Raw genomic sequence first — 21360 nt, forward strand, 5'->3', positions numbered from 1 at the left:
GGTCGTGTCCCGCGGGGTGGTGTAGGAAGGTTTCCCTGAGAGGGTGGCCACCGTCGATCTTCTGGTAGGGTTCGGATGCGAACTCGAACCTGGAGAAGAAGACGATGACCGAGGACAGAATGGCCCTTGTCGAGCTGATTGAGCAAGGGGCTGATAGCGATTTGGTGCGTGAGATGCTGGCTTTCGCCGCAGAGCGTATGATGGATCTCGAGATCGAGGCGAAGACGGGCGTGCCTTGCGGATCACGCAGCCCGGAGCGGCTGAACCACCGCAACGGCTACCGCGAGCGGGGTTGGGATACGCGAGCTGGCCGGATGATCTGGCGATCCCGAAGCTGCGCAAAGGCAGTTACTTCCCGAGCTTCCTGGAGCCACGCCGCACCGCCGAGAAGGCCTTGGCGGCAGTGATCCAGGAAGCCTACGTCCACGGCGTTTCGACCCGTTCGGTCGACGATCTGGTCAAGGCGATGGGCGCCAGCGGTGTTTCAAAGAGCCAGGTCAGCCGTTTGGTTGCCGAGATCGACGAGCGGGTGAACGCTTTCCTCACGCGACCGATTGAAGGCGAGTGGCCCTATCTATGGATCGACGCCACCTACCTCAAAGTGCGCGAGGGCGGACGGATTGTCTCGACGGCGGCGATAATCGCGGTGGGCGTCAACACCGATGGCCGACGCGAGGTTCTGGGCGTGGCCACCGGCCCGTCGGAAGCCGAACCTTTCTGGAAAGCCTTCCTGCGCTCTCTGGCTGACCGAGGCTTGCGCGGTGTGAAGTTGGTCATCGCCGACGATCACAAAGGGCTGCGCGCTGCCGCCAGCAAGGTATTTTCCGCGACCCAGCAGCGCTGCCGGGTGCACTGGATGCGCAATGCGTTCGCCCATGCGGCGCCGAAACAACGACCCGCTGTCATTGCCATGATCAAGACCATCTTCGCGCAGGAGACGGCCGAGGCGGCGCAACAGCAGTGGGACCAGGTTACCGATGCCCTGCGCGAGAAGTTTCCAAAGCTGGCCGACATGATGGACGCATCACGCGAGGACGTGCTCGCCTACATGGCCTTCCCCAAGGATCATTGGGCGCAGATCGCCTCCACAAATCCACTGGAAAGGGTCAACAAGGAGATCAAGCGAAGGGCAGACGTGATCGGCACAGGTTACGGCGCGCCAGGGCAGCTATGCGCTCGTCAATCTGATGGGACGCTACGCCTTCACGGATGATCTGTCCTTGTCGGTCAATGTCAACAACCTGTTCAACAAGGACTATCTCAGCTCGATCGACCAGACCTTCTATGGCTATTATCGCGGGGACCCGCGGAATTTCCTCGCTACCTTGCGTTATAATTTCTGATGGCCGGGCTGCGTCATGAGGCGATCGGCAAAGCTGGCCGGCTCATGACCGCTCTGCTGGGCGGTTATTTCTTCGCTTGCGCCTGGGCGGTGTTCGTGGCGGCGGTTCTTCCGCTGCCGCGACCACAGGCCGTGCTGATGGCGACCTTGACCAGCTTCGCCGCCTTCCTGGCGATCACCATCCTGTCGTTCGCCTTCAGCAGCCTTTGGCGCTGGTTGATGATCCTTTCGGTAATGACCCTCGCACTTGCCGGGAGCGGGCTGGCCTTGTCCGAGGCTGGCGCATGAAAAACCAGATGCTCGACCGTCCTCGCTCACTGCGACAGTCTATGGCATGGCTCCACACATGGGGCGGCCTGATGGCCTGCTGGGCGCTCTTCGCAATCTTTCTGACCGGTACGATCTGCCTGTTCGAGGGACCGATCACCCAATGGATGAAGCCCGAGCGGACCGAACGAATGATCGGCCATGACGGCGACTATAGTAGCGGCCGAGCGGTTGCCTTTGCCCAGAACGAGTTGGCGAAGGTCGCGCGCGGCGCCCATTATTGGACGATCGGCCTACCAAATGAGGATGATCCCGACGTCCGCCTTTACTGGCTGGACAATGGTCGTCGCGAAGGGCTCAGGCTCGATCCCGTCAATGGAGCGCGCATTCCGCCGGGTGCTGACCGGCAGACCGAAGGTGGCTATCATTTCATCACCTTTCACCACGAATTTCATTCTGGCGTCGTAGGCAGTTGGATCGTCGGTTTCCTCGCTATGGCGATGCTCACGGCACTGGTCAGCGGGATCATCATCCACAAGCGGATCTTCAAAGACTTCTTCACGTTCCGGCCGAGTAAAGGGCAACGCTCCTGGCTCGACGCCCATAATGTCGCTGGCGTTCTGACACTTCCCTTTCAGGTGATGATCGCCTACACCGGCCTGACACTGGTCTATTCGCTTTACATGCCCGCTGCGATCCTGGCCAATTATCCGAGTAAGGACGCATATAGCGCCGACCTACTGCAAAAGCCGGCCCATCGTGAGGAAAGTGGCATTGCGGCGCCGGTCATGCCACTCGATCGTTTACTGCCGGTCGGGGAAGCCCGCCTCAAGCAGGAGATCAGCCTTATCCATGTCGAACATCCCGGCGACAGCATGGCATCGGCCTTCGTTTATGGCCCCGAACCGTCGGCCTTGAAGCAACTGGCGCCCGGTCGCGGCCTGATCCATTTCGATGCCGTCAGCGGCGCGACGCTGGATGTGCGCCTGCCAGAAAAGCCGCGCGGCGGCGTGGCTCAGCTGACGCAGGAAGTGCTGAGTGCTTTGCATGAGGCGACCTTTGGCGGCATCATCATCAAATGGCTTTATTTCGTGGCAGGCCTTACCGGCACGGTCATGATTGGGAGTGGTGCGATCTTGTTCGAGGTCAAGCGCCGCCAGAGGGCATTGGGTGAGTTTGGCGGTGCCACGCAGCGCGTCTATCGCCTTATCGAGATACTGAATATTACAGCCATCACCGGTCTGGCGATCGCCTGTATTGGCTATCTTTGGGCTAATCGTCTCATTGAGGCAGATGTTGCCGGGCGAACGGATATGGAAGTGCGAGCATTCTTCATGCTCTGGATCCTTGGCCTGGCCCATGCTGCCGCCCGTCCTCGTCGCAAGGCATGGCTAGAGCAACTGGCTGGCATGTCCTTGCTTTGCCTTTTACTGCCCGTCCTGAATGCTGTTACGACTGGCGACCATGTCATTGCGCAGATTCGCCGGGGAGATTGGCGGAATGCCGGCGTTGAGTTGGTTGCGATCGCGTTCGGCCTGGCGGCAATCGGGGTGATCCGTATAATCCGGGCGAAGAAGACATTGTCGCAGTCAGAGCTTCGACCGGCGCGAATGCAGGTTGTGAAATAGCTTATGATACTGCTCGCATTCCTTCTGGCTCATGCTGGTTTTACGGCATTTGCCCTATCGATGGCGCGTCATCGGCGAGATCTCCATTTGAAGCCGCTTGGGGCGCGACGCGCCACCGGACTGCGCATCTGCGGTTATGGCCTGCTCGGAATTGCCATCTGGCCCTGTTGGATTCTGTTCGCGCTTTCGGTCGGAATTGTCGCCTGGATAGGCATATTATCGGCAGCCGCGATATCACTGGCCGCCCTTTTGGCTTGGCCGCCCTGTCTGGCAATTTGGAGCAAGGCTTTTCACCTGACCGCTTCGATGGCCGAGCGGATACGCGGGGCGGCAAGGTGAACAGTGATATGGACAATTCCGGCCTGCACGGTCGCTATCGATCCAGCGGCAGCAGCCATTTGATCGGCGTTGGCGGCACATGCGCGCTATATGCCATATGTGCCGTTGTGTTTTTCGTCGCGCTTTCCACTCAATATGCGAAGCCTGCGCAGCAAGCGGCGCTGACTGTCCTGTCCCTGAGCGCTCCAGCTTCCCCTCCGGAAATTGAGCCTCGAGAAAAGGAAGCGCCCACGCCGACCGAACAGAAGAAGGAGCAGCGCGAGCCGCCACGAGTGCAACGGATCGAGCCGAGCAAGATTGCGATTTCGCCAGTATCGACGCCGATCCCCATCGCAGTCCCCAGTTCCGCCGACCCCCGTCCTGTAGAACCGGAAACCGCTGCGCCAAAAACCGCACCTGCGCCTTCCGCGTCGCAGGTATCCAGCAATGCACCCGACACGTGGGAAAGTCGGGTACTGGCTGCGCTCAACAAGCATCGGCGTTATCCGCGATTGGCGGTGGTGCGACGCCAACAGGGCGTGCCTTTTATCCGCTTCATCATGGACCGCGAGGGCAAGGTGCTGTCCTCGCGTCTCGAACGCTCATGCGGGGTGTCTGAACTCGATCGCGAAGCGGTATTACTACCTAAGCGGGCCTCTCCGCTTCCAAAGCCGCCCCAAGACAAGTCCGGTGATACGCTCGAACTGGTCGTGCCCGTGGAGTATTTCCTCAGATAGCCGCTTTCCGTCACCGACTGACCGGAACATGTCGTTCTCCTTACGGCCAAACTTCCTATTCGGACGATGGCAAAGCTGCCAGTCCGCTCCCGGGGAGCCAAAATCGCCGTCTGAACGACCGGGAAGGGTCGCTACAAGCCCCGATCATCCCTGCACAGCATTCGAACCCGGCTGAAATGGAGGGATGATCGTGATCTTGCGGACTTTTCAATCTCAGTCGTAAATGGGCCTCAGTTCGTTATCGAGATGGTATCGGGTCAGCGCCATCGAGGCGAGAAGATCGGGCGAGCCATCATATTCAATCGACATCCAGCCCTTGAACTGGTGTTCCTTGAGCAGCCTGTAAAGCCCCTTGAGGTCAAGCTCGCCCAGCCCCGGTTCCCAAAACCAACGCGCGCCATCATCGGTGATTTCGGGGTCCTGCGCATAGCGCACGCTGTCAGGCTGACGCGCTGATGCGGTATCCTTCAGATGGAAGGTGCTGATCCGATCATGATAGTCGTCGTAGAAGGTCAGCAGATCCTCGCCCATGATCGCGACCTGGGCCGCATCGATGCAATAATGCACGAGCTTCGGATCCGTCGACTCGATCAGTTCGCGATGATTGGGCAGATTGATTGCACAGAAAAACTCGTTGTGCAGGCCGATCTTGACCCCATGGTCGGTGGCATATCGACCAATTTCATTCATGACCTTGGCGCACTGCTGCACCTCTTCCCGACTGAGCGGGCCTGTTCCGTAATAATTTTGCGTGGGGCAAGTATTCATATAGGTGCCGCCGAATTTGACTATCGTGTCCACGGCCTCGCGACCCGAACGCACGGCCTCGTCAAAATGGTCGGCTGCATGAGAAGCATGCGCCCCATGGAACATGCCTATCACTTCAACGCCACGATCCTTGGCGAACGCCGAGAAATTTTCAGGCGACCCGAATAGCGGCAGGATATCGGCCAGATCCCAAGGTGCGATCTCGATCCCTTCGAACCCCAGTGCCGACTGGTATTTCAGCATATTGTCCCAGTCAGAATAATAGGCCGTGTTGGTCTTGTCCTCATAATAGAATTCGCGGAAGTTTTCGATCTTACGATATGGGATAGACTTCCAATGGCACATGTTTGCGTAACGGATGTTGGGCATTGTGGGGACTCCGTCCGGCTTAATTCTGAAGTTGGTTGAGAAGCGCGCGAGTCCGCAGAAGCGCGCGAAAAGGATCACGCGTCTGGCGAGCGCTGCAAATGACCGGCCCATCGTAACCCAGCTGATCTAGCAGGGAGACGATCTGATGCAGATCGACCGCACCTGTCCCCGGATCGCAGAATACCTGCGTCGCGCGGTGCTCCGGAAACTCCGGATTTGGGCTCTTCCAGTTTTCATACTCGTCTACGAAGCTGGTATCGGTCAGGTGCACGCAGCCGATCCGGTCCAGATGCGCGGCGATGAATTCAGATGGTTGGACACCGGCGATACTCAGGCTGGCGGTATCGATGTCCAACTTCACGCTCTCTGGCAGTGCATCCAGCAACGCAAGGATCCGTTCGCCCCGGAACAGGCTCCAATACTCGTTACGCAGCACCAGGGTAACGCCTATCTTCTCCGCCTTTTCCGCAAGGCCGCGCAGCAATTCCGTTTCCCGTTCAGCAAAGGTCGCAATCTTCGCTTCAAGGTCGGGATGATGATGCGCGACGCGCCCATAATAGGGGGATGGACTGATGGCGAAATAATCGGCGCCCAAGTCTACCGCATGGGCCAGCGCCTCGCCGGCGAAGTGCCCCGACGCACCGAAGTAGAAATCGAGGTTTGCGTTCCGCATGAACAGATTCGGCTCGAAGGTCACACCTGTCACCCGGTCGATGCCATTTTTGGCCAACGCCGCCCGATAATTAGCGGCGCTCTCATATTTTGTGTTCACACAATAGCGGTTCATCGGAACGCCGCTGCGCCCGCCGAACTGCCAGACTGGCTCATAGGGAATTTCGATTGCGCGAAAGCCGCTAGCGCTGATCAAGGGGTAGAGCTCTTCCCAGAAATATTTGCTCTCGTACCTGTTACGGTTTGGCTCTTGGTAATGACGATTGATCAAGTCGAGGCTGATCGCAATTCGATCGCTATTCATCGTTTGATTCCGTTTTCTTTTGAATTCGCCGTCATCCGACGCGATTGGACCTTGGGGCTGAGCCCTGCTCAGTCGGCTAGCGACTGCTGGGACAGCTTTAGCGACTGGTCCATCGGCAAAGTCGGGAAATATTCCAGACCGATGGCACCGGAGTAGCCAAGATCACGCAGCGTGCGCGTCACCTGGCTCCAGTCGAGACTACCGGTGCCCGGCTCGTTGCGATCGGGCATGTCAGCTACCTGCACATGCGCCACTAAGTGAATGCGCCCCGCCAGGACCTGCGCCATGTCTTCGCCCATGACGGCGCTGTGCCATACGTCGTACAGCAAACGCAGGTTGGGGCTGTTCACCGCCTCAACTAGATCGAGGCCAAGCTTGGTGCTGACCAGATACATGGTTGCAAACAGCTTTGTATTGAGCGGTTCTAGCAGCAGCATTACGCCCGCCGCCTCCGCCGCATCGGCGGCCGCGCGCAGGGCGGCGACTGCATTGGCGAAATGCTCTTCCTCGCTCATCCCCTCGACTCGAAAACCAGAGGCGACGATCAGATTGGGTTTGCCCAGACTGGCTGTCGCGGCGATGGTTTCGCGAATGGCTGTGACCATCTCTTCGCGCTCCGCCGGATCGACGATCGAGCGACGCGGATCGACGCAAAGACTGGTCAGCCGCATCCCCGTTTCGGCCAAAGCCTTGGCCATCGAATCGATCGGTTTGTCCCGCCACAGATGGAATTCGGCGAGCGCAAATCCGGCGGATTTGGCCGCGCGCAACCGCGCGTCAAACTCGCCAGCTTCCGCAAACTGCCATTCGATACAAGATGATAATTGATAAACCGCAGACATTAGGATCCTTCCTATTCTACGGCCCCGCAATGCTGGACGCATCCGTATGCCTGGCGAGTTTATCTCGCTATTTTATGAGTCGCCTTTTACAAGTTTGCGCTCGAAAATCAAGCTGAGCGTGCAGCGACAGCTATGATGTGATGGGGTTTCACGTCGCTCGTCGCGAAGTTGCCAGTATGTTATTGATCAGATTTAGGCATAAAGAACTGAGAACCGGTCGGTCCGCTCTTGGACAATGAAATTTGGACGACGAGTGGCCGATAATGGTCGGAAGAGCTGATTAACTGCGCTGTCGCATTTCGGTGATCCGTCGCTTTGGCTCTCAAGGCTGGCGAAACGACCTGGGTCGACATCTCCAAAAAAATGGAACCAAGATATGCTCATTCGTGGCAGAAAAGGAGATGCCCGACACTGGACAATTTGTGCGCAAACCCTAGACCCAGGAAGCGCTGATGGTGCGCGTCCGGGACCTGCTCACGACCTGACTTCGGCCGGCCAGTCACCGTCTGCAAGCGGCGTCAGCGCGCCGAAAGCCGCGGCGCTGATTGTCAGCGACAATCGCTCGCAGGTGAACCTTACCTCTTCGTGCGGGACGGCTCGCAGTTCCTCGCGGGCGCCTGCAATGCCGCCGCTCGCTACCACCACATAGCTGATCTCGCCGGTTGGCAGGCTATGAATGCCCTCAGGGATTGGACGCGGTCCCAAAGGGCTCTTTCGAACGCTTCTTCGGAAAGGTCATCCGGTCCCACGAACACCGCCGCGAAGCTGCGAAAAGTCCAGGATGCTCATGATAGTCCTTCGTAAAGCCGAGAAGGCTGTCATGGATGCGCAGATCATCCCAGGCGCTGTCGATGCGATCGCAGGCGAAAACCGTCAGATTGCCTTTTGCGAGAGCCGCTTTCGCCCCGACACAAGGAAAAGCTGGAGCTACAATATGCGCCTGCAATTCCTCTTCGAGTTGCTGCTGCGACTTATGGCTCCAGGGAAACATAGCGCTCCTTGCACGCTGGAATGAAAGACGGCTATCTCAACGCCTCGCCCCAGAAGTTGGCTTAACAGTTTGGGCTGAAAATCTAGCTGATCGAATTTAGACCATCTTCCGCTACACCTGTTTCGCGGTCGCCAACGTGGCGCATCGGTTCTTCGGCGTCCTGCTTCGAGACGAACATTCAGCGCTATCTCCGGGGGATTCTTTGCATCGAAGCGTTTCGGTGTGACGAAAAGCGGACCATCTGAATCTGGATATAGAAAATCATTCGTTGAGCGGCAGGAATGGGTCGATCTTCATTGAAGTGGCGCAGAGTAGTTCAGATATGACGGCAGCAAACAGCGGCCCGCCGTCTTATCCCCGAAAACCATTGTTGATCATGCGAACTAGCCGCCACAATGCCTAGCGCGTCCGATCTGCCAGAAAGGTTTGTCAGCTTTTCAACGTCACAATCTGCAACCCGCTGGCCTTTTGCGAAGGGTTGGACGCATTGTGTTTCTTGGGCTTTTCAGCCTTGGGCTTACGAACTTCGCGGTTCGATTTTTTCTGACTTTTCGCCATCTGGGTACTCCTTTAAGTAATAACTTCGGGTTGCGATTGCATCATGAACGACAGGAAACTGGTGCGATCCGTGTCAGCCGGGGCAGGCTGTTGTCGCGGGCGGCTAAAATCAATGTCCTCCCAAACCGAACCAAAGCGCTTCTGCATCCTCCAACGCCTCGAACATGTCTGGTTCCGCATGCATCCGCTTAAGATGACCGCGTAAGGTGTCGGGGTCGCCAGACCGGGGAAACGTCCGGTCGCCTGCCGCCGCTCTCGCCAGGTCTCCTATCCAGCCAGGCTGACTATGCTGACCTATTAATCAGGCACCGAATTGCTCAATCTGAACGGTCGCACACGCATCCCATCACGGCTGTTGCAGAGGGTCGAAAGCGGACTTGCGCCATGTGTGGATGGCGCGCATCCGCGCTTCTTCCTCGTCCTCCCGTCGAAATTCCAGAGCAATCGCCGCATCTTCCGTGCTCAGCATGTCCGGTTTCCTCGCTTCGCGGGCTTCAGCCTCCCTTGCCTGCGCGTCCCAGGCCTTGGCGGCGGCCAGCGCAATCGTCCGCATCTTCTCAAGCGAGGCGGCGGCGGCAACCTGCCGATGATGCGCCGCCTGCTGTCTGCACATTGCTGAACTGTTGAACATGACTGATCTACCGCCTGCCATTGGAGGGCGTATTTCGGACCCACAGCGGAACACAGCGCCAGTCCCTGGGCAGAGGGTCATCAGCCGGACGGATCTGCTCCGTCGCCGGGCCAGTTGGAACCGCCCCGGCTCGCGCGGCATCTCTATCCCGGCGCAATGTCGCCTCCAGATCCTTGGGATCGATCTGATGATGTTCGATTGTGGCGCCCGTTCGGACACGCAGGGTCGTCGCTGCCCGTCGAAAGGCCGTATGGACATGGCCTTCGATCGCTTCTTCATCCGTTTCCACTACATAGGAGCCGGCGGGCAAAAGCGCTTCGAAACCCGGCAGTTGGAAAGGCGCGCAAAACGTCATGTATTTTCGTGTGGTGCGCATGGTCATGACGGCATCGCATTGGCAGGGTGGGTGCGTGTCCGATCATCGAACATTTGCGTTATCTCCCGTTTGCAGGCGGGAGCACGATCGTCTCTCTGTCACAACATGCCTGCGGCATGATCGGGGTGATGAAGGATTGTACCATGAAATGTCCGGGTGACGCGCATCTATTCGACCGCACCGCAATCTTAGGATGAAATGCCGCCGATTCGAAGTCGCTTAATCCCCCCACCCGGAAAGCAGGCCCCGGGGACCGTCGCTATCAGCTGACCTTTCGGCCACCGCCGCTTCGGTGGTGATCAGCAGCCCGGCGATGGAGGCCGCGTCCTGCAAGGCGGTGCGGACGACCTTGGTGGGATCGATGACACCGGACTGAAAGAGATTCTCATATTGCTCGCTCTGCGCGTTGAAGCCCAGATTCTCGTCCTTCCCGTCCAGCAATCGACCGGCGACCACGCCGCCGTCATGCCCGGCATTTTCCGCGATCTGGCGGACCGGCGCCTGAAGCGCCCGGCGGATGATGTCGATGCCGCGCCGCTGGTCGTCATTGACCGGATCAAGGCCATCGAGCGCCTTACCGGCATAGAGCAGGGCGGTGCCGCCGCCGGGCACTATGCCCTCCTCCACAGCCGCGCGGGTCGCGTGCAGTGCATCCTCCACCCGATCCTTGCGTTCCTTGACCTCCAGCTCGGATGACCCGCCGACCTTGATGACGGCAACGCCACCGGACAATTTGGCGAGGCGCTCCTGGAGCTTTTCGCAGTCGTAGTCGCTGCTGCTGGTTTCGATCTGCGCCTGAATCGCCGCGACCCGCGCCTTGATCGCCTCCGCGCTGCCCGCGCCGTCGACGATCGTCGTATCATCCCTGGAGATCGTCACGCGCTTGGCCATGCCCAGCCGGTCCAGCGTCACATCCTCCAGCCTGATGCCCAGATCCTGGGTCACCACCTCGCTCGCCGTCAGGATGGCGATGTCCTCCATCATCGCATTTCGGCGATCGCCAAAGCCCGGCGCCTTTACGGCAGCGACCTTGAGCCCGCCGCGCAGTTTGTTGACGACCAGCGTCGACAGCGCATCCCCCTCGACATCCTCCGCGATGATGAGCAGGGAACGGCCCGATTTCGCCACCGCCTCCAGAAGGGGGAGCATCGCCTGCACATTGCCCATCTTCTTTTCGTGGATCAGGATGACAGGGTCTTCTAGTTCGACTGCCATCTTCTCGCTGTTGGTGATGAAGTAGGGCGACAGATAGCCGCGATCGAACTGCATGCCCTCGACCACATCCAGCTCGAACTCGACGCTCGCCCCTTCTTCGATGGTGATCACGCCGTCCTTGCCGACCTTCTCCATCGCCTCGGCTATCCGGTTGCCGACGACCGCATCACCATTGGCTGAAACAATACCTACCTGGGCGATTTCCTGATTGTTCGACACCGGCTTGGACCGGGCCTTGAGTTCGGCCACGACGGCGGCGACCGCCAAGTCGATGCCGCGTTTCAGGTCCATCGGATCGATGCCGGCCGATACCGACTTCATCCCCTCTCGCACGATCGCCTGGGCGAGGACGGTCGCCGTGGTGGTGCCGTCTCCGGCATGTTCATGCGCTCTGGACGCGACGGCGCGGATCATCTGCGCGCCCATATTCTCAAACTTGTCCTTGAATTCCATCTCCTTGGCGACAGTGACGCCGTCCTTCGTGATCCGGGGCGCCCCGAAGCTCCTATCGATAAGGACGTTGCGCCCCTTTGGGCCGAGCGTCACGCGCACGGCATTGGCAAGGATGTCGACGCCGCGCGCAATGCCTGCACGGGCTTCGTGCGCGAATTTCACGTCTTTGGCCGTCATGGTCTGACTTTTCCTGGCGCTGGTCCGCGACTAAAGTGTCGCTTTCACAAGCGGAAGCCAGCGCTGCCAATTTGCGAGCTGACAGTCTTAACTCGGACCGCCAATGACCATCATATGCGCCCTGCCGAGATCAATAACAAGCGCGACCCGTGCAGCAACTGTTGGACGCTGTTCATGAGTTTGGAACCGAGCTTTCCCATCGGAGCAGTCATTTCCTGCGCGAAGGTTAGAGCGATCCCACCTTTATCTTTGAGCCATCAAGCAGCCGGCTTAGCCGGAAGTGGGACGGATCCACCGCCGGCCTGTCCTGAGCGACCAATTGTGCTGCCAGATAACCGATGCCAGGCCCCAGCCCAAATCCATGGCCCGAGCAGCCCGCCGCCAGATATAGGCCGTCCACTGTGCCGGTGGCGGAGATGACCGGTACGGCATCGGGTGTGCAATCGACATAAGCACCCCAGGCATGGTCGATCTCCAGCCCCTCCAACTGCGGGAAGGTGCCGCGCACATTGTCCATGATCGCATCGACCAACCGATGGCTAGGGGCGGGATCAAGAATGCGGTTGCGCTCGAAAATGCGGTCGCTGCCGAAAAGGGCGGCCAGCGATTCCGGGCCTTTGATGAAGGAGCGGCCGATCTGCATCCTTACGGCCTTCAGCCGCTGGATGAATTGCGGCATGAATGCGTGCGCAAAGGCAATGCCCTGGGGAGTCAGTTCCAAAGCGGCGCGCCCGCTGATTGCCAAGGTATAGCTTCCATCGAGACGGCGGGTCATCGCCAGATCGGGGCAATAGAGAACTTCGCCGACATTCACCGTCGGCTTGGTGCGGATGGCGGTCTGGCGCACACTCGCCTGCGGGAATGTAACCCCATGCCGGCGCAGAAAACCGGAAGCCCAGGCGCCCGCCGCGCAAAGGACTGCGTCGGCCCTGATGAACCCCTTTTCACTGTGGACGCCTGTGACCCTCCCATTGGTAATGTCGAGGCTACGTACCGCGCAATTCTGGTGAAGGGTTGCGCCCAACGCTCGGGCACCTTCGGCGAGGATCGGCGCAGCTAGGGCCGGTTCGGCCTTGCCATCCGCGACGGAATGCAGGCCTCCAACCCATTTGCGGCGGGTTTCCGGGATGCGCGCGGCGGCCTGCGCGGCGCTCAGCATATGGGTTTCGACGCTGAACTCGCGGGCTGTCGGGCGCCAGGCTTCCCAACCCGCGAGCATCGCGGCATCGTGGGTTGTGTAGACAAGGCCGGTGCGGCGAAACCCCAGATCCTGTCCGATTTCACCGGCCAGACTGTCCCACAGCGACATAGAGAGAAGCGACAGGGGCATCTCGCGTGGGTCGCGGTTCTGCAGGCGGCACCAGCCCCATGTGCGGCTGGACTGCTCACAGGCGATATGGCCCTTTTCGAGCAGAGCGACGGACAGGCCCCGTTTCGCGAGATAATAGGCCGATGCGGCCCCGACGATGCCGCCGCCGATGATGACGACGTCCACGGCATCGGGCAGGCTCTCGTTGCTCGCGACAGGACGAACGACTGGATACATTTGGAGGAACCTCTATCGATGGTCGGGGCGGGCCGTTATCGGCGCATTACAGATATTTGAGCCACCAGATGTCCTTGCGCCGTTTCTTGAGGTTCGAGAACCAGCGCGTCGGGAAATAGAGCGGCACGATCAGGCCCAGATACCAGACCCAAACCCAGCAGAGCGAGTCCACGCCGAAAATATCGCCATGATTAGTGCCCCAGATAGCCCGCGCAGTCAGGTAAAGAACACGCAGCAGGTAAAGGTGGAAGAGGTAGAAGAACATCGGCGCGCCGCCCATGACGGACAGCCAGTGCGTCAGCCGGCTGTCATTCGCCCGCTCAAAAGCGGCAAGCAGGATGAGGCCGATGCCCAGCGTTGGCAGGAGGAACAACAACGACGGGGGATATTTGGTGAGCGCAAGGAAGCTCATGACTGTGCGGACCGGCTCGCCGGGAACGACGAACCAGGGCGCGTCACCATAGATGTTGAGTGCGCGCAGGATCAGGAAGCCGACGATCATTCCCGTGCCGGTGGCCAATAAAATGCGACGGCGTTCCCCGGTGGTCAGTTTCGAAAACCAGCCGCCGGCCGACCATCCCAGGCAGATCACGCCGATCCAGGGTAGGACGGGATAGTTGAACTTGATGACCGTGCCTGCCAGTTCAATCTGAGAGCGTTCGTGGATGATGGCCCAGGGCTCGAATAGTGGATGGTCGGGCAGAAAGACGATGCCATCGAGCAGATTGTGTCCCGCGACTAACGCAATCCCCAGTAGCAGGATGACGCGCGCGGGCAGATGAATGAGCGCCGCCAATATGATCATGCAGAGGCCGATGGCCCATATCACCTGCAAAAAGACAAACTGCGGAACCAGCTCGGCACGCCAGGAAAAATTCACCAGCGTCAGCTCCAGCAGCACAAGAAAAGCGCCGCGGCTAAGTAGGAAACCGCTGGTTTCGGCCGGACTGTGGCGCTGGCCATAGAGATAGGCCGACAGGCCGGTAAGAGCGACGAAGATCGGCGCACAAAGCGTACTGGTGATTCGGGTGAAGAACAGCGCAGGCATGATCGTCCGCGCATCCACCGGGTCGCCCACGGGCATGTAGAGGAACCAGGTTTCCCGCACATGGTCGAGCAACATGATGACCATGACCAGCCCGCGCAGGGCGTCGATGCTTTGCAGCCGTGATCCGCTGGCGACGGGACTGCGCGCGGTCGAAGCGGACGGGTAAGCGAGGGTGGCCATGGGCGCCTCCGGTTGATGAGGGGGAAGGTCTAGGCAGGAATGCGGGCGATCGCGTCCACCTCGACCAGAAAGCCGTAATGCAGCTGAGGAACCGGAACGACGGTGCGGGCGGGCCGGGCATCGCCGAGCATCTCGCTGTAGATACGGTTGAGCTCCGGCCAATTCTCCACGCCGACGATGTAAGCGGTGACCCGGCACACATCGTCCGGCTGGCCGCCCGCCGCCTCCAGGATCGCCAGCATGTTGGCGAGTGCCTGCCGTGCCTGCGTCTCAAAGCCCATGTCGGGCAGCGGAGCCTTGTCGGCGCGGATGGGCAACTGACCCGAAATATAGAGATCGTCACCCGAACGCATGGCCTGGGAATAATGGCCCGCCGGCGCCGGTGCGGCTTCGGTCAAGATCGGTTGTGGCCTGTCGTTCATCACCATCCTCCAAAGCGCTGCCACTCGCCATGGACAATGTCCGAAGCGCTGTGGACGACATGATAACTGCGGTGCTGCGCCCCGGTGGCGCAGGCATGGTTGGGAAGGATGCGGACCCGGTCGCCGATCTTGAGTTCGGGAAGCGAAGCGTCCGTTCCGGGCCGCACCATGATGATGCCATGCTCCTGATTGGCGTCGGCCAGGATCAGATCGTCATAGGGCTGCCCGCTGCTGTCGCAAACGATGCCATAGCCCTGATTGACCGCCTGCTTTGCGGTGCCGCGATCCTGCGACATTGCCATCCAGCCTGCGTCGACCAATATCCACCCCTTTTCCCGCTGATGGCCGATCACGGTCGCCAGGACGGAAAGCGCTATATCCTCGATCTTGCAGATGCCGACCCCGGCCATGACCAGATCGAAAAAGACGAATACGCCCGCGCGCACTTCCGTCACGCCTGTCAGATCGACGGCATGATGCGCGGTCGGCGTGGAGCCAACGCTGACCGCCGGACAGGGCAAGCCTGCGTTGCGCAGGATCGTGGCTGCTTCCACGACGCTGGAGCGCTCCTCTTCGGCGCGGCGGCGCAGTTCCTCTTCGCCGCGCGCGGCATAGCTACCCCCCGCGTGGGTCAGCACGCCGCGCAGTTGGGCGCCCTCGACCAGCGCCTTGCCGATCGCGACAAGACGATCCTCATCCCCCGGCAGGACACCGGCGCGATGGCCGTCGCAATCGATCTCGATCAGCGCGGGAATGGGGTCGCCCGCTTCCCGCGAGGCTGCCGCGACCGCCTGAGCCTGCTCGACGGTATCGAGCACGACGGCCAGATCGACCCCCTGCCTGCGCAGCGCAATGACCTTGGCCAGCTTCCACGGTGCGATGCCGACGGCATAGATGATGTCGCGCACGCCAGCGGCCGCAAAAAATTCCGCCTCCTTGAGCGTCGATACCGTGGCCGGCCCCTGGGGGCTTGCCATGACGCGCTGCGCGATCTCCACCGATTTCGCCGTCTTGAGGTGCGGCCGTAGGGTTACGTTCAAAGGCGCGAGCCGCTCCCGCAGCCGGGCGATATTGCGTTCCATGCGGTCGGCGTCCAGGACAAGGCATGGCGTTTCCAGATCGCCAAGTCGCTTGGCGGCGTCCGGGATGTCTATGGCTTCCAATGTCTCTGCTACACTCACGGTGGCTGTCCTTGCTGATCTTGAAGGCGATGCTGCATGACGCTGAGCGATCATGCAATTAACGGTTCCTGCATGTCTGGATAAGGTCAGGCTTAATGCTTTATCCGTCCCACCAGACATGTTCGGCAAAAGTATATCCCATGAAACCGCCCAGAGGCACGGGATAGAGACCCTTTAACCGGCGATCATGGCCGTCGAGCAGGCTGATGAAGACTGGGATGGCGCTGCCGCAATATTGGCGCACAAGACCCTGCATCTCCCCGTAAAGCTGTTTGCGCTTCGCCTGATCCGACTCTCCCCGCGCTTCCAGCAGCAGACGGTCGAACCGGGGATTCTGCCAGCCCGATTCATTCCAGGTCGCGTCCGACTTGTAAAACAGGCTGAAGATCATGTCGGCGGTGGGGCGGGGATTGCTGTTCCCGAAGCCGAGCGGATGCTTCATCCAGTGCGTCGACCAGTAACCGTCCGCCGGCACGCGGTTGACGGCGAGGTTGAGGCCCACGCGCGAGCCATATTCCTGAAGGACCGATGCCATGTCGACCGACCCTTCGGCCGCCGGGGAGGCATAGAGTGGCAGGCGCATACCGGCGATGCCCGACCTTTGCAGGTGCCATTTCGCGCGATCCAGATCGAGTTTGGTCTGGGGCAAGTCGGTGCGGAAATAGGGATGGGAAGGCGGAATGGGATGATCATTGGCGATGGTCGCATAGTTGCGGAACAGCGCCCGGTTGATCAGCGGCCGGTCGAGCAGATATTTGATCGCCGCGTTGAAATGCGGGTTGGATGTCGGCAGCCGGTCCTGCCGGATGATGAGATTGGTATAGAGGCCGGATTTGGTTTCGATGATGCCGTGGGCGGGCGATGCGAGGATGCGACGGGTCGATCGGGGATTGACCGCGTTGATGAGGTGTACGTCGCCCGACAGCAGCGCGTTGACCCGGCTGACCTCGTCTGGGATGCCGATCAGTTCGATCTCGTCCAGATAGGGTTTGCCGGGCTTCCAGAAATTGGGGTTGCGCCGGACCAGTGTGCGGATACCGGGGCGGAATTGCGCCAGTGCGAATGGGCCGGTCCCGTTTGCCGCACGGAAATCCCTTTGCCCCTCCGCGACGATCAGGAAATGAGATTGGGCAAGGATCGCGGGCAGATCGGCATTGGGACCGACCAGCCTGATCTGTAGCTCCAGCGGTCCGGTCGCCTTGATCTGTGCAAACTGGCGGGCGATGTCCGCCATTTTCGAGCCGACCCTCGGATCTTTATGGCGGAGCAGGGAAAAGACCACATCTGCCGATGTCAGACTTTTCCCATTGTGAAAGGTGACGCCTTTGCGCAGCCGCACATGCCACAGCATCTGGTCCCGGCTGACCATGGTTTCGGCCAGGGCCGGCCGGGGATTGAGCGCCCGATCCAGTTCCGTGAGGCCGCTGTACAGCATGAAGTGCCGGACATAATCGGTGTTGAGCGCGCCCTTTGCGGGATCGAGCGTATCCGCCGTCGAGGTAGACGTACTGGCGACGCGAATGCGCCCGCCTTTGCGTGGCCGACCGGCACTGGCGGCGGCGCCTGGCAGCATAATGCCGCTCGCGCTCATCGCCACGCCTGACCCAAGCAGGTCGCGACGGCTGAAAAGCGGATCGCTCATGCCGGGAAATAGCCCAATATCGCCTTGGTTTCGAGATATTCTTCCAGACCGAAGATGCCATATTCGCGGCCATTGCCGGACTGCTTGTAACCGCCGAACGCGGCAAAGCCGTCCCAGGCGGGATGGTTGATATGCACCTGTCCAGCCCTGATCCGGGCGGCGACGCGGCGCGCGCGGTCAAGATCGCCTGACTGGACATGGGAACCCAGTCCATAGACGGTGTCGTTGGCGATGCGGATGGCGTCGTCTTCATCCTGATAAGGGATCAGGCACAACACCGGCCCGAAGATTTCCTCCTGCGCGATCCGGATATCCGGCCGGACTTCGGAGAAGATCGTCGGTCTGGCGAAATAGCCGCGCGATACGCCTTCGGGTCGACCCGGCCCACCGCACAGCAGTTTAGCGCCTTCCATGATGCCGGCGCCGATCATGGCCTGCACCTTGTCGAACTGGCTGCGGTTGGCTAGCGGGCCGAGAACCGTGTCTTCCAACAGCGGATCGCCCACCGTCATCGATGCCGCAGCGGCAATGGCCAGCGTTTCGACTTCCGCCAGTCGCCCGGAGGGTACGAGCATCCGCGTCGGCGCGCTGCACGATTGACCAACGTTGCGAAACGCCGCCGCTACCCCGAGCGGCACGACCTGCGCGAAATCGGCATCGTCCAGCAGGATATTGGGTGATTTGCCACCCAGCTCCTGCGTTACCCTTTTCACGGTGGGCGCGGCCGCTTGGGCGACCAGCACACCCGCCCGGGTGGATCCGGTGATGGAGATCATGTCGATATCGGGATGTGCTGCGATGGCCGCGCCAACCTCCGCGCCGGTGCCGCTCAACATGTTGAAGACGCCCGGTGGCGTTCCTGCATCATGCATGATTTGCGCGAACAGATGGGCGCTGAACGGCGAAAACTCGCTGGGTTTGAGTACGATGGTACAGCCCGCCGCGATAGCCGGCGCGACCTTGGCCGTGATTTGGTACAGCGGCCAGTTCCACGGGGTTATGAGGCCGCAGACGCCAATCGCCTCCTTTGCGATGGCCGTCGTTCCCTGCTGGCGGATGAAGGCATAATCGCTCAACACCTCGATCGCGGCGCGGACATGCGCGATGCCGAACGGCACCTGTGATGCACGCGAAAAGGCGATGGCACTGCCCATTTCGAGGGAGATCGCCTGCGCAAGTTCCTCGAACCGCTCCTCCATCAGCTTAAGGATGCTCTGCAACAGGGCGCCGCGGTCAGCGGGCGATGTCAGCGAGAAGGAAGCGAAAGCTTGGCGAGCCGCCGCAACCGCTCTGCGGACATCAGTCGCGCTCCCGGCCACCACGGATCCGATGACCTCCTCGGTCACCGGGTTGATCACGGTGATGGAGGGCAAGCATCCTGCCGATGCCTGCCAGCAGCCGTCGATATAGATCTGATCGCAATGCGGTACGGTCATTATCGAACCTTTCAGCGTCAGGCGAACAGCGTCTCCGCCAAGATTGCCCGTTGTTCCGATGCCCAGGATATGCCAAATCGTGAATGCTGCAATTAATCTGATCTTTATGTTGAATTAAGGCATAACCTAATGATCTCGACCGACGATCTGATCTTCTTCCATATGATCGCAAGCTCCCCTTCACTGGCAGAGGCCGCGCGCAGGCTGAATGTGACGCCTCCCGCCGTCACCCAGCGCCTGCACGCGCTGGAGGCAAAAGTCGGCGTCAAGCTCGTCGAGCGTACCTCGCGTGGCCTGAGCCTTACAGATGAAGGCGAACTGGTCGCCTCGGAAGGGGCCACGATCATCGGGGCGATCGACGACCTGTCCGAGCGATTGGCCAGTCGGACCAGCCAGGTACGCGGCCATTTGCGCGTGGCCGCGCCCTATGGTTTTGGCCGGCGCCATGTCGCGCCTATCGTGCAGCAATTCGCGGTTGATCATCCCGCAGCTTCGGCGACTCTGGAACTGTCCGACAGCCCGATCCGGCAGATGTTGGAAAGCTGGGACATCATCGTCCATATCGGAACTCTGCCGGAGAGCGACCGGCTGGTCACGACGCTGGCGCCCAACAGGCGCATTCTCTGCGCGGCTCCAGCCTATCTGGCGAGCGCCGGTCCGATCGAAAATCCGATGGATCTTGCCGCGCAACGTTGCCTCGCGCTCCGTGAGAATAATGAGGATGTCACGCTGTGGCGCTTCAGCCATGCCAGACATGGCAAGGTGACGGTTCGGATCAATCCAAGCCTATCGAGCAATGACGGTGAGATCATTCGCGATTGGGCGCTGACCGGGCTCGGCGTGATTGTGCGAAGCGAATGGGATGTGGCCCTAGACCTTGCCGCTGGGCGACTGAAGGAAGTCTTGCCACATTGGTCGCTTCCTGCCGCTGACGTTGTGGCTCTACTTCACGCTCGGCAAGGGCGAAGTGGCCGGACGAATGCCTTTCTACAGTCACTGAGAGATAGGCTGTCGCCGGCTCCGTGGCGTTGCGAGGTATAGCATTTCTGAGGTGCCGCTCCCTGATTCTGTTATCGGGAGCGACAGGCAGGTTTCGATGCTGAAACATTTGCCGGTAAGGTCTGAGCCGACGGTCCGCTGCTGGAGAACGATTTTAGCCCGCTGAACGGCAAGAATGGGTCGGACACCGTCGGCGGCCAAGCGCCCAGATCGGACGCTTGGCGATAAATTGGATCAGATGGCAATTCCTATAACTTCGCGGGCTAATGGCTCCAGTTCCGCCATCGCTGCCTGATCGAGCGTAAGGGACACGGCCGCCACATTTTCCTGCAAGCGCCTCCGGCTCCGCGTGCCGGGTATCGGCGAGACGGCCACACTCAGTTCACGGGCTTTGGCATAGAGCCAGGCGATCGCGACTTGCGCTGATGTAATGCCTTGCCCTGCGGCGATCTCCTCGATCTTCGCCACGAGGCGCAGGTTCGCCGCCCGGTTCTCGGCAGAGAAGCGCGGGAAGTAGGACCGTGCATCTCCTGCGCTGAGGCTTTCAGCAAAGGCCAGGCCCGTCAGCATCCCGCGCCCGAGCGGCGAATAAGGCACGAGCGTAACACCCAGGTCAACAGCCACAGGCACGATCTCGGCCTCGATATCACGCGTGAAGATCGACCATTCCGACTGAAGCGCGGCAATGGGATGCACGGCGTGCGCCTCGCGCAGTTCTTCCGCGCTGACCGCGGAAAGACCCAAGGCCCGTACTTTGCCCTCCGCGACAAGGTCCGCCATTGCCCCGATCGATTCCGCGAGCGGTACGTCAGCACTGCGGCGATGCATATAATAGAGATCGATCGCCTCGATCCCGAGACGCTGAAGCGAGTTCTCGGCCGCACGGCGGATGAATCCGGGCCGGTTGTCGAGGCTCCAGTCATCCGGAGTTTCCGGTGTCCGAGCATAGCCGAACTTGGTCGCGATCACGGTCTGGTCACGGTGCGCCTGTATGAACGGCGCAAGGAAGCGTTCGTTTTCACCCATGCCATAGACATCCGCCGTATCGAACATGGTGACGCCCAGTTGCAGCGCCAGTTCCAGTGTGGCGCGGGATTCAATTTCATCGGTGTCGCCGTAGAATTCGCTCATGCCCATGCAGCCCAGCCCCTGGCTGCCAATGGTGGGGCCGCCATTGCCGAGTGCGATCTGCGGGAGGGGATTTATGCCAGTCATTGAACAACTCCGGATATTGACAGGCAAGTCCTGTAAGTGTGGA

Annotated in this window: 22 protein-coding genes and 1 pseudogene; 7 read left to right on the plus strand and 16 right to left on the minus strand. The window is 60.2% G+C overall.

From position 1 onward, the window contains the following. Positions 1 to 104: 104 nt before the first annotated feature. The 6 genes and pseudogenes from DM806_RS01195 to DM806_RS01220 form a co-directional block, all read left to right on the plus strand. A pseudogene (locus DM806_RS01195) lies at positions 105 to 1144 on the plus strand (IS256 family transposase); the annotation flags it as partial. 43 nt (positions 1145 to 1187) lie between these two features. Continuing rightward, positions 1188 to 1343 carry a TonB-dependent receptor gene (locus tag DM806_RS01200; protein ID WP_179041453.1) on the plus strand — a complete coding sequence of 52 codons (156 nt, stop codon included), beginning with the start codon at positions 1188 to 1190 and terminating at the stop codon, positions 1341 to 1343. Continuing rightward, positions 1343 to 1630, plus strand: a complete 288-nt coding sequence (locus DM806_RS01205; RefSeq protein ID WP_179041454.1) for a hypothetical protein — start codon at positions 1343 to 1345, stop codon at positions 1628 to 1630. Before DM806_RS01200 ends, DM806_RS01205 begins: the two co-directional genes overlap by 1 nt. Before the next feature lie 41 nt (positions 1631 to 1671). Further along, the gene (locus DM806_RS01210; protein ID WP_256869038.1) at positions 1672 to 3237 is read left to right on the plus strand and encodes a PepSY-associated TM helix domain-containing protein; all 1566 of its coding nucleotides are present in this window, start codon (positions 1672 to 1674) and stop codon (positions 3235 to 3237) included. Positions 3238 to 3297: 60 nt separating this feature from the next. Then, a complete protein-coding gene (locus tag DM806_RS27730) occupies positions 3298 to 3576 on the plus strand; it encodes a DUF3325 family protein (RefSeq protein WP_372859172.1) in 279 nt (92 codons plus the stop codon). Continuing rightward, positions 3492 to 4292 carry an energy transducer TonB family protein gene (locus DM806_RS01220; RefSeq protein WP_256869029.1) on the plus strand — a complete coding sequence of 267 codons (801 nt, stop codon included), beginning with the start codon at positions 3492 to 3494 and terminating at the stop codon, positions 4290 to 4292. The genes DM806_RS27730 and DM806_RS01220 overlap by 85 nt, the downstream gene beginning before the upstream one ends. 213 nt (positions 4293 to 4505) lie before the next feature. On the opposite strand, the gene DM806_RS01225 is transcribed toward DM806_RS01220, so the two are convergent. From DM806_RS01225 to DM806_RS01290, 15 genes are all read right to left on the minus strand, one after another. After that, positions 4506 to 5507: a sugar phosphate isomerase/epimerase family protein gene (locus DM806_RS01225; RefSeq protein ID WP_372859155.1), complete on the minus strand. Its 1002-nt coding sequence runs from the start codon at positions 5505 to 5507 to the stop codon at positions 4506 to 4508. Continuing rightward, the gene (locus DM806_RS01230) at positions 5449 to 6405 is read right to left on the minus strand and encodes a sugar phosphate isomerase/epimerase family protein (protein WP_179041458.1); all 957 of its coding nucleotides are present in this window, start codon (positions 6403 to 6405) and stop codon (positions 5449 to 5451) included. The genes DM806_RS01225 and DM806_RS01230 overlap by 59 nt, the downstream gene beginning before the upstream one ends. Before the next feature lie 68 nt (positions 6406 to 6473). Then, entirely contained in the window at positions 6474 to 7247 is a 774-nt protein-coding gene (locus DM806_RS01235) for a TIM barrel protein (RefSeq protein WP_179041459.1), read from the minus strand. A gap of 474 nt (positions 7248 to 7721) precedes the next feature. Then, positions 7722 to 7892: a hypothetical protein gene (locus tag DM806_RS01240; RefSeq protein ID WP_179041460.1), complete on the minus strand. Its 171-nt coding sequence runs from the start codon at positions 7890 to 7892 to the stop codon at positions 7722 to 7724. Positions 7893 to 7929: 37 nt separating this feature from the next. Continuing rightward, positions 7930 to 8238 (minus strand): YqcI/YcgG family protein, encoded by a 309-nt coding sequence (locus DM806_RS01245; protein ID WP_256869030.1) that lies wholly within the window; start codon positions 8236 to 8238, stop codon positions 7930 to 7932. Positions 8239 to 8667: 429 nt separating this feature from the next. Continuing rightward, positions 8668 to 8796, minus strand: coding sequence for a hypothetical protein (locus DM806_RS27075; protein ID WP_256869031.1), 129 nt, complete (start codon positions 8794 to 8796; stop codon positions 8668 to 8670). Positions 8797 to 9142: 346 nt separating this feature from the next. Then, positions 9143 to 9427, minus strand: coding sequence for a hypothetical protein (locus DM806_RS01250; RefSeq protein WP_179041461.1), 285 nt, complete (start codon positions 9425 to 9427; stop codon positions 9143 to 9145). Positions 9428 to 9434: 7 nt separating this feature from the next. Further along, positions 9435 to 9809 (minus strand): hypothetical protein, encoded by a 375-nt coding sequence (locus DM806_RS01255; RefSeq protein WP_179041462.1) that lies wholly within the window; start codon positions 9807 to 9809, stop codon positions 9435 to 9437. 213 nt (positions 9810 to 10022) lie between these two features. Continuing rightward, positions 10023 to 11648 (minus strand): chaperonin GroEL, encoded by a 1626-nt coding sequence (gene groL / locus DM806_RS01260; protein WP_179041463.1) that lies wholly within the window; start codon positions 11646 to 11648, stop codon positions 10023 to 10025. Between the two features lie 226 nt (positions 11649 to 11874). Further along, entirely contained in the window at positions 11875 to 13194 is a 1320-nt protein-coding gene (locus DM806_RS01265; RefSeq protein ID WP_179041464.1) for an NAD(P)/FAD-dependent oxidoreductase, read from the minus strand. A 46-nt stretch (positions 13195 to 13240) separates the two neighbouring features. Beyond that, positions 13241 to 14422, minus strand: a complete 1182-nt coding sequence (locus DM806_RS01270; RefSeq protein WP_179041465.1) for a DUF1624 domain-containing protein — start codon at positions 14420 to 14422, stop codon at positions 13241 to 13243. A 29-nt stretch (positions 14423 to 14451) separates the two neighbouring features. Beyond that, positions 14452 to 14844, minus strand: a complete 393-nt coding sequence (locus DM806_RS01275) for a RidA family protein (RefSeq protein ID WP_179041466.1) — start codon at positions 14842 to 14844, stop codon at positions 14452 to 14454. Then, positions 14844 to 15926: an alanine racemase gene (locus DM806_RS01280; protein WP_218647288.1), complete on the minus strand. Its 1083-nt coding sequence runs from the start codon at positions 15924 to 15926 to the stop codon at positions 14844 to 14846. The genes DM806_RS01275 and DM806_RS01280 overlap by 1 nt, the downstream gene beginning before the upstream one ends. A 199-nt stretch (positions 15927 to 16125) precedes the next feature. Next, positions 16126 to 17667: an ABC transporter substrate-binding protein gene (locus DM806_RS01285; protein WP_179041468.1), complete on the minus strand. Its 1542-nt coding sequence runs from the start codon at positions 17665 to 17667 to the stop codon at positions 16126 to 16128. Beyond that, positions 17664 to 19103, minus strand: coding sequence for an aldehyde dehydrogenase family protein (locus tag DM806_RS01290; RefSeq protein WP_179041469.1), 1440 nt, complete (start codon positions 19101 to 19103; stop codon positions 17664 to 17666). Before DM806_RS01290 ends, DM806_RS01285 begins: the two co-directional genes overlap by 4 nt. A 129-nt stretch (positions 19104 to 19232) precedes the next feature. Between DM806_RS01290 and DM806_RS01295 the strand changes: the two genes are divergently transcribed. Next, positions 19233 to 20144, plus strand: a complete 912-nt coding sequence (locus tag DM806_RS01295) for a LysR family transcriptional regulator (RefSeq protein WP_179041470.1) — start codon at positions 19233 to 19235, stop codon at positions 20142 to 20144. 192 nt (positions 20145 to 20336) lie between these two features. Here DM806_RS01295 and DM806_RS01300 read toward each other — a convergent pair whose 3' ends face one another. Then, on the minus strand, positions 20337 to 21317 hold the full coding sequence (locus DM806_RS01300; RefSeq protein WP_179041471.1) for an aldo/keto reductase: 981 nt from the start codon (positions 21315 to 21317) through the stop codon (positions 20337 to 20339). Between the last annotated feature and the right edge of the window lie 43 nt (positions 21318 to 21360).

Source organism: Sphingobium lactosutens, from assembly GCF_013393185.1.
In the GTDB taxonomy this organism is placed as follows: Bacteria; Pseudomonadota; Alphaproteobacteria; order Sphingomonadales; family Sphingomonadaceae; genus Sphingobium; species Sphingobium lactosutens_A.

Excerpts from the sequence above, each read along its gene's own strand:
- DM806_RS01200 (WP_179041453.1), top strand. The coding sequence starts at position 1,188 with ATGGGACGCTACGCCTTCACGGATGATCTGTCCTTGTCGGTCAATGTC.
- DM806_RS01205 (WP_179041454.1), top strand. The coding sequence starts at position 1,343 with ATGGCCGGGCTGCGTCATGAGGCGATCGGCAAAGCTGGCCGGCTCATG.
- DM806_RS01210 (WP_256869038.1), top strand. The coding sequence starts at position 1,672 with ATGGCATGGCTCCACACATGGGGCGGCCTGATGGCCTGCTGGGCGCTC.
- DM806_RS27730 (WP_372859172.1), top strand. The coding sequence starts at position 3,298 with ATGGCGCGTCATCGGCGAGATCTCCATTTGAAGCCGCTTGGGGCGCGA.
- DM806_RS01230 (WP_179041458.1), bottom strand. The coding sequence starts at position 6,405 with ATGAATAGCGATCGAATTGCGATCAGCCTCGACTTGATCAATCGTCAT.
- DM806_RS01235 (WP_179041459.1), bottom strand. The coding sequence starts at position 7,247 with ATGTCTGCGGTTTATCAATTATCATCTTGTATCGAATGGCAGTTTGCG.
- DM806_RS01245 (WP_256869030.1), bottom strand. The coding sequence starts at position 8,238 with ATGTTTCCCTGGAGCCATAAGTCGCAGCAGCAACTCGAAGAGGAATTG.
- DM806_RS27075 (WP_256869031.1), bottom strand. The coding sequence starts at position 8,796 with ATGGCGAAAAGTCAGAAAAAATCGAACCGCGAAGTTCGTAAGCCCAAG.
- DM806_RS01250 (WP_179041461.1), bottom strand. The coding sequence starts at position 9,427 with ATGTTCAACAGTTCAGCAATGTGCAGACAGCAGGCGGCGCATCATCGG.
- DM806_RS01255 (WP_179041462.1), bottom strand. The coding sequence starts at position 9,809 with ATGACCATGCGCACCACACGAAAATACATGACGTTTTGCGCGCCTTTC.
- groL (WP_179041463.1), bottom strand. The coding sequence starts at position 11,648 with ATGACGGCCAAAGACGTGAAATTCGCGCACGAAGCCCGTGCAGGCATT.
- DM806_RS01265 (WP_179041464.1), bottom strand. The coding sequence starts at position 13,194 with ATGTATCCAGTCGTTCGTCCTGTCGCGAGCAACGAGAGCCTGCCCGAT.
- DM806_RS01270 (WP_179041465.1), bottom strand. The coding sequence starts at position 14,422 with ATGGCCACCCTCGCTTACCCGTCCGCTTCGACCGCGCGCAGTCCCGTC.
- DM806_RS01275 (WP_179041466.1), bottom strand. The coding sequence starts at position 14,844 with ATGAACGACAGGCCACAACCGATCTTGACCGAAGCCGCACCGGCGCCG.
- DM806_RS01280 (WP_218647288.1), bottom strand. The coding sequence starts at position 15,926 with ATGGAACGCAATATCGCCCGGCTGCGGGAGCGGCTCGCGCCTTTGAAC.
- DM806_RS01285 (WP_179041468.1), bottom strand. The coding sequence starts at position 17,667 with ATGAGCGATCCGCTTTTCAGCCGTCGCGACCTGCTTGGGTCAGGCGTG.
- DM806_RS01290 (WP_179041469.1), bottom strand. The coding sequence starts at position 19,103 with ATGACCGTACCGCATTGCGATCAGATCTATATCGACGGCTGCTGGCAG.
- DM806_RS01295 (WP_179041470.1), top strand. The coding sequence starts at position 19,233 with ATGATCTCGACCGACGATCTGATCTTCTTCCATATGATCGCAAGCTCC.
- DM806_RS01300 (WP_179041471.1), bottom strand. The coding sequence starts at position 21,317 with ATGACTGGCATAAATCCCCTCCCGCAGATCGCACTCGGCAATGGCGGC.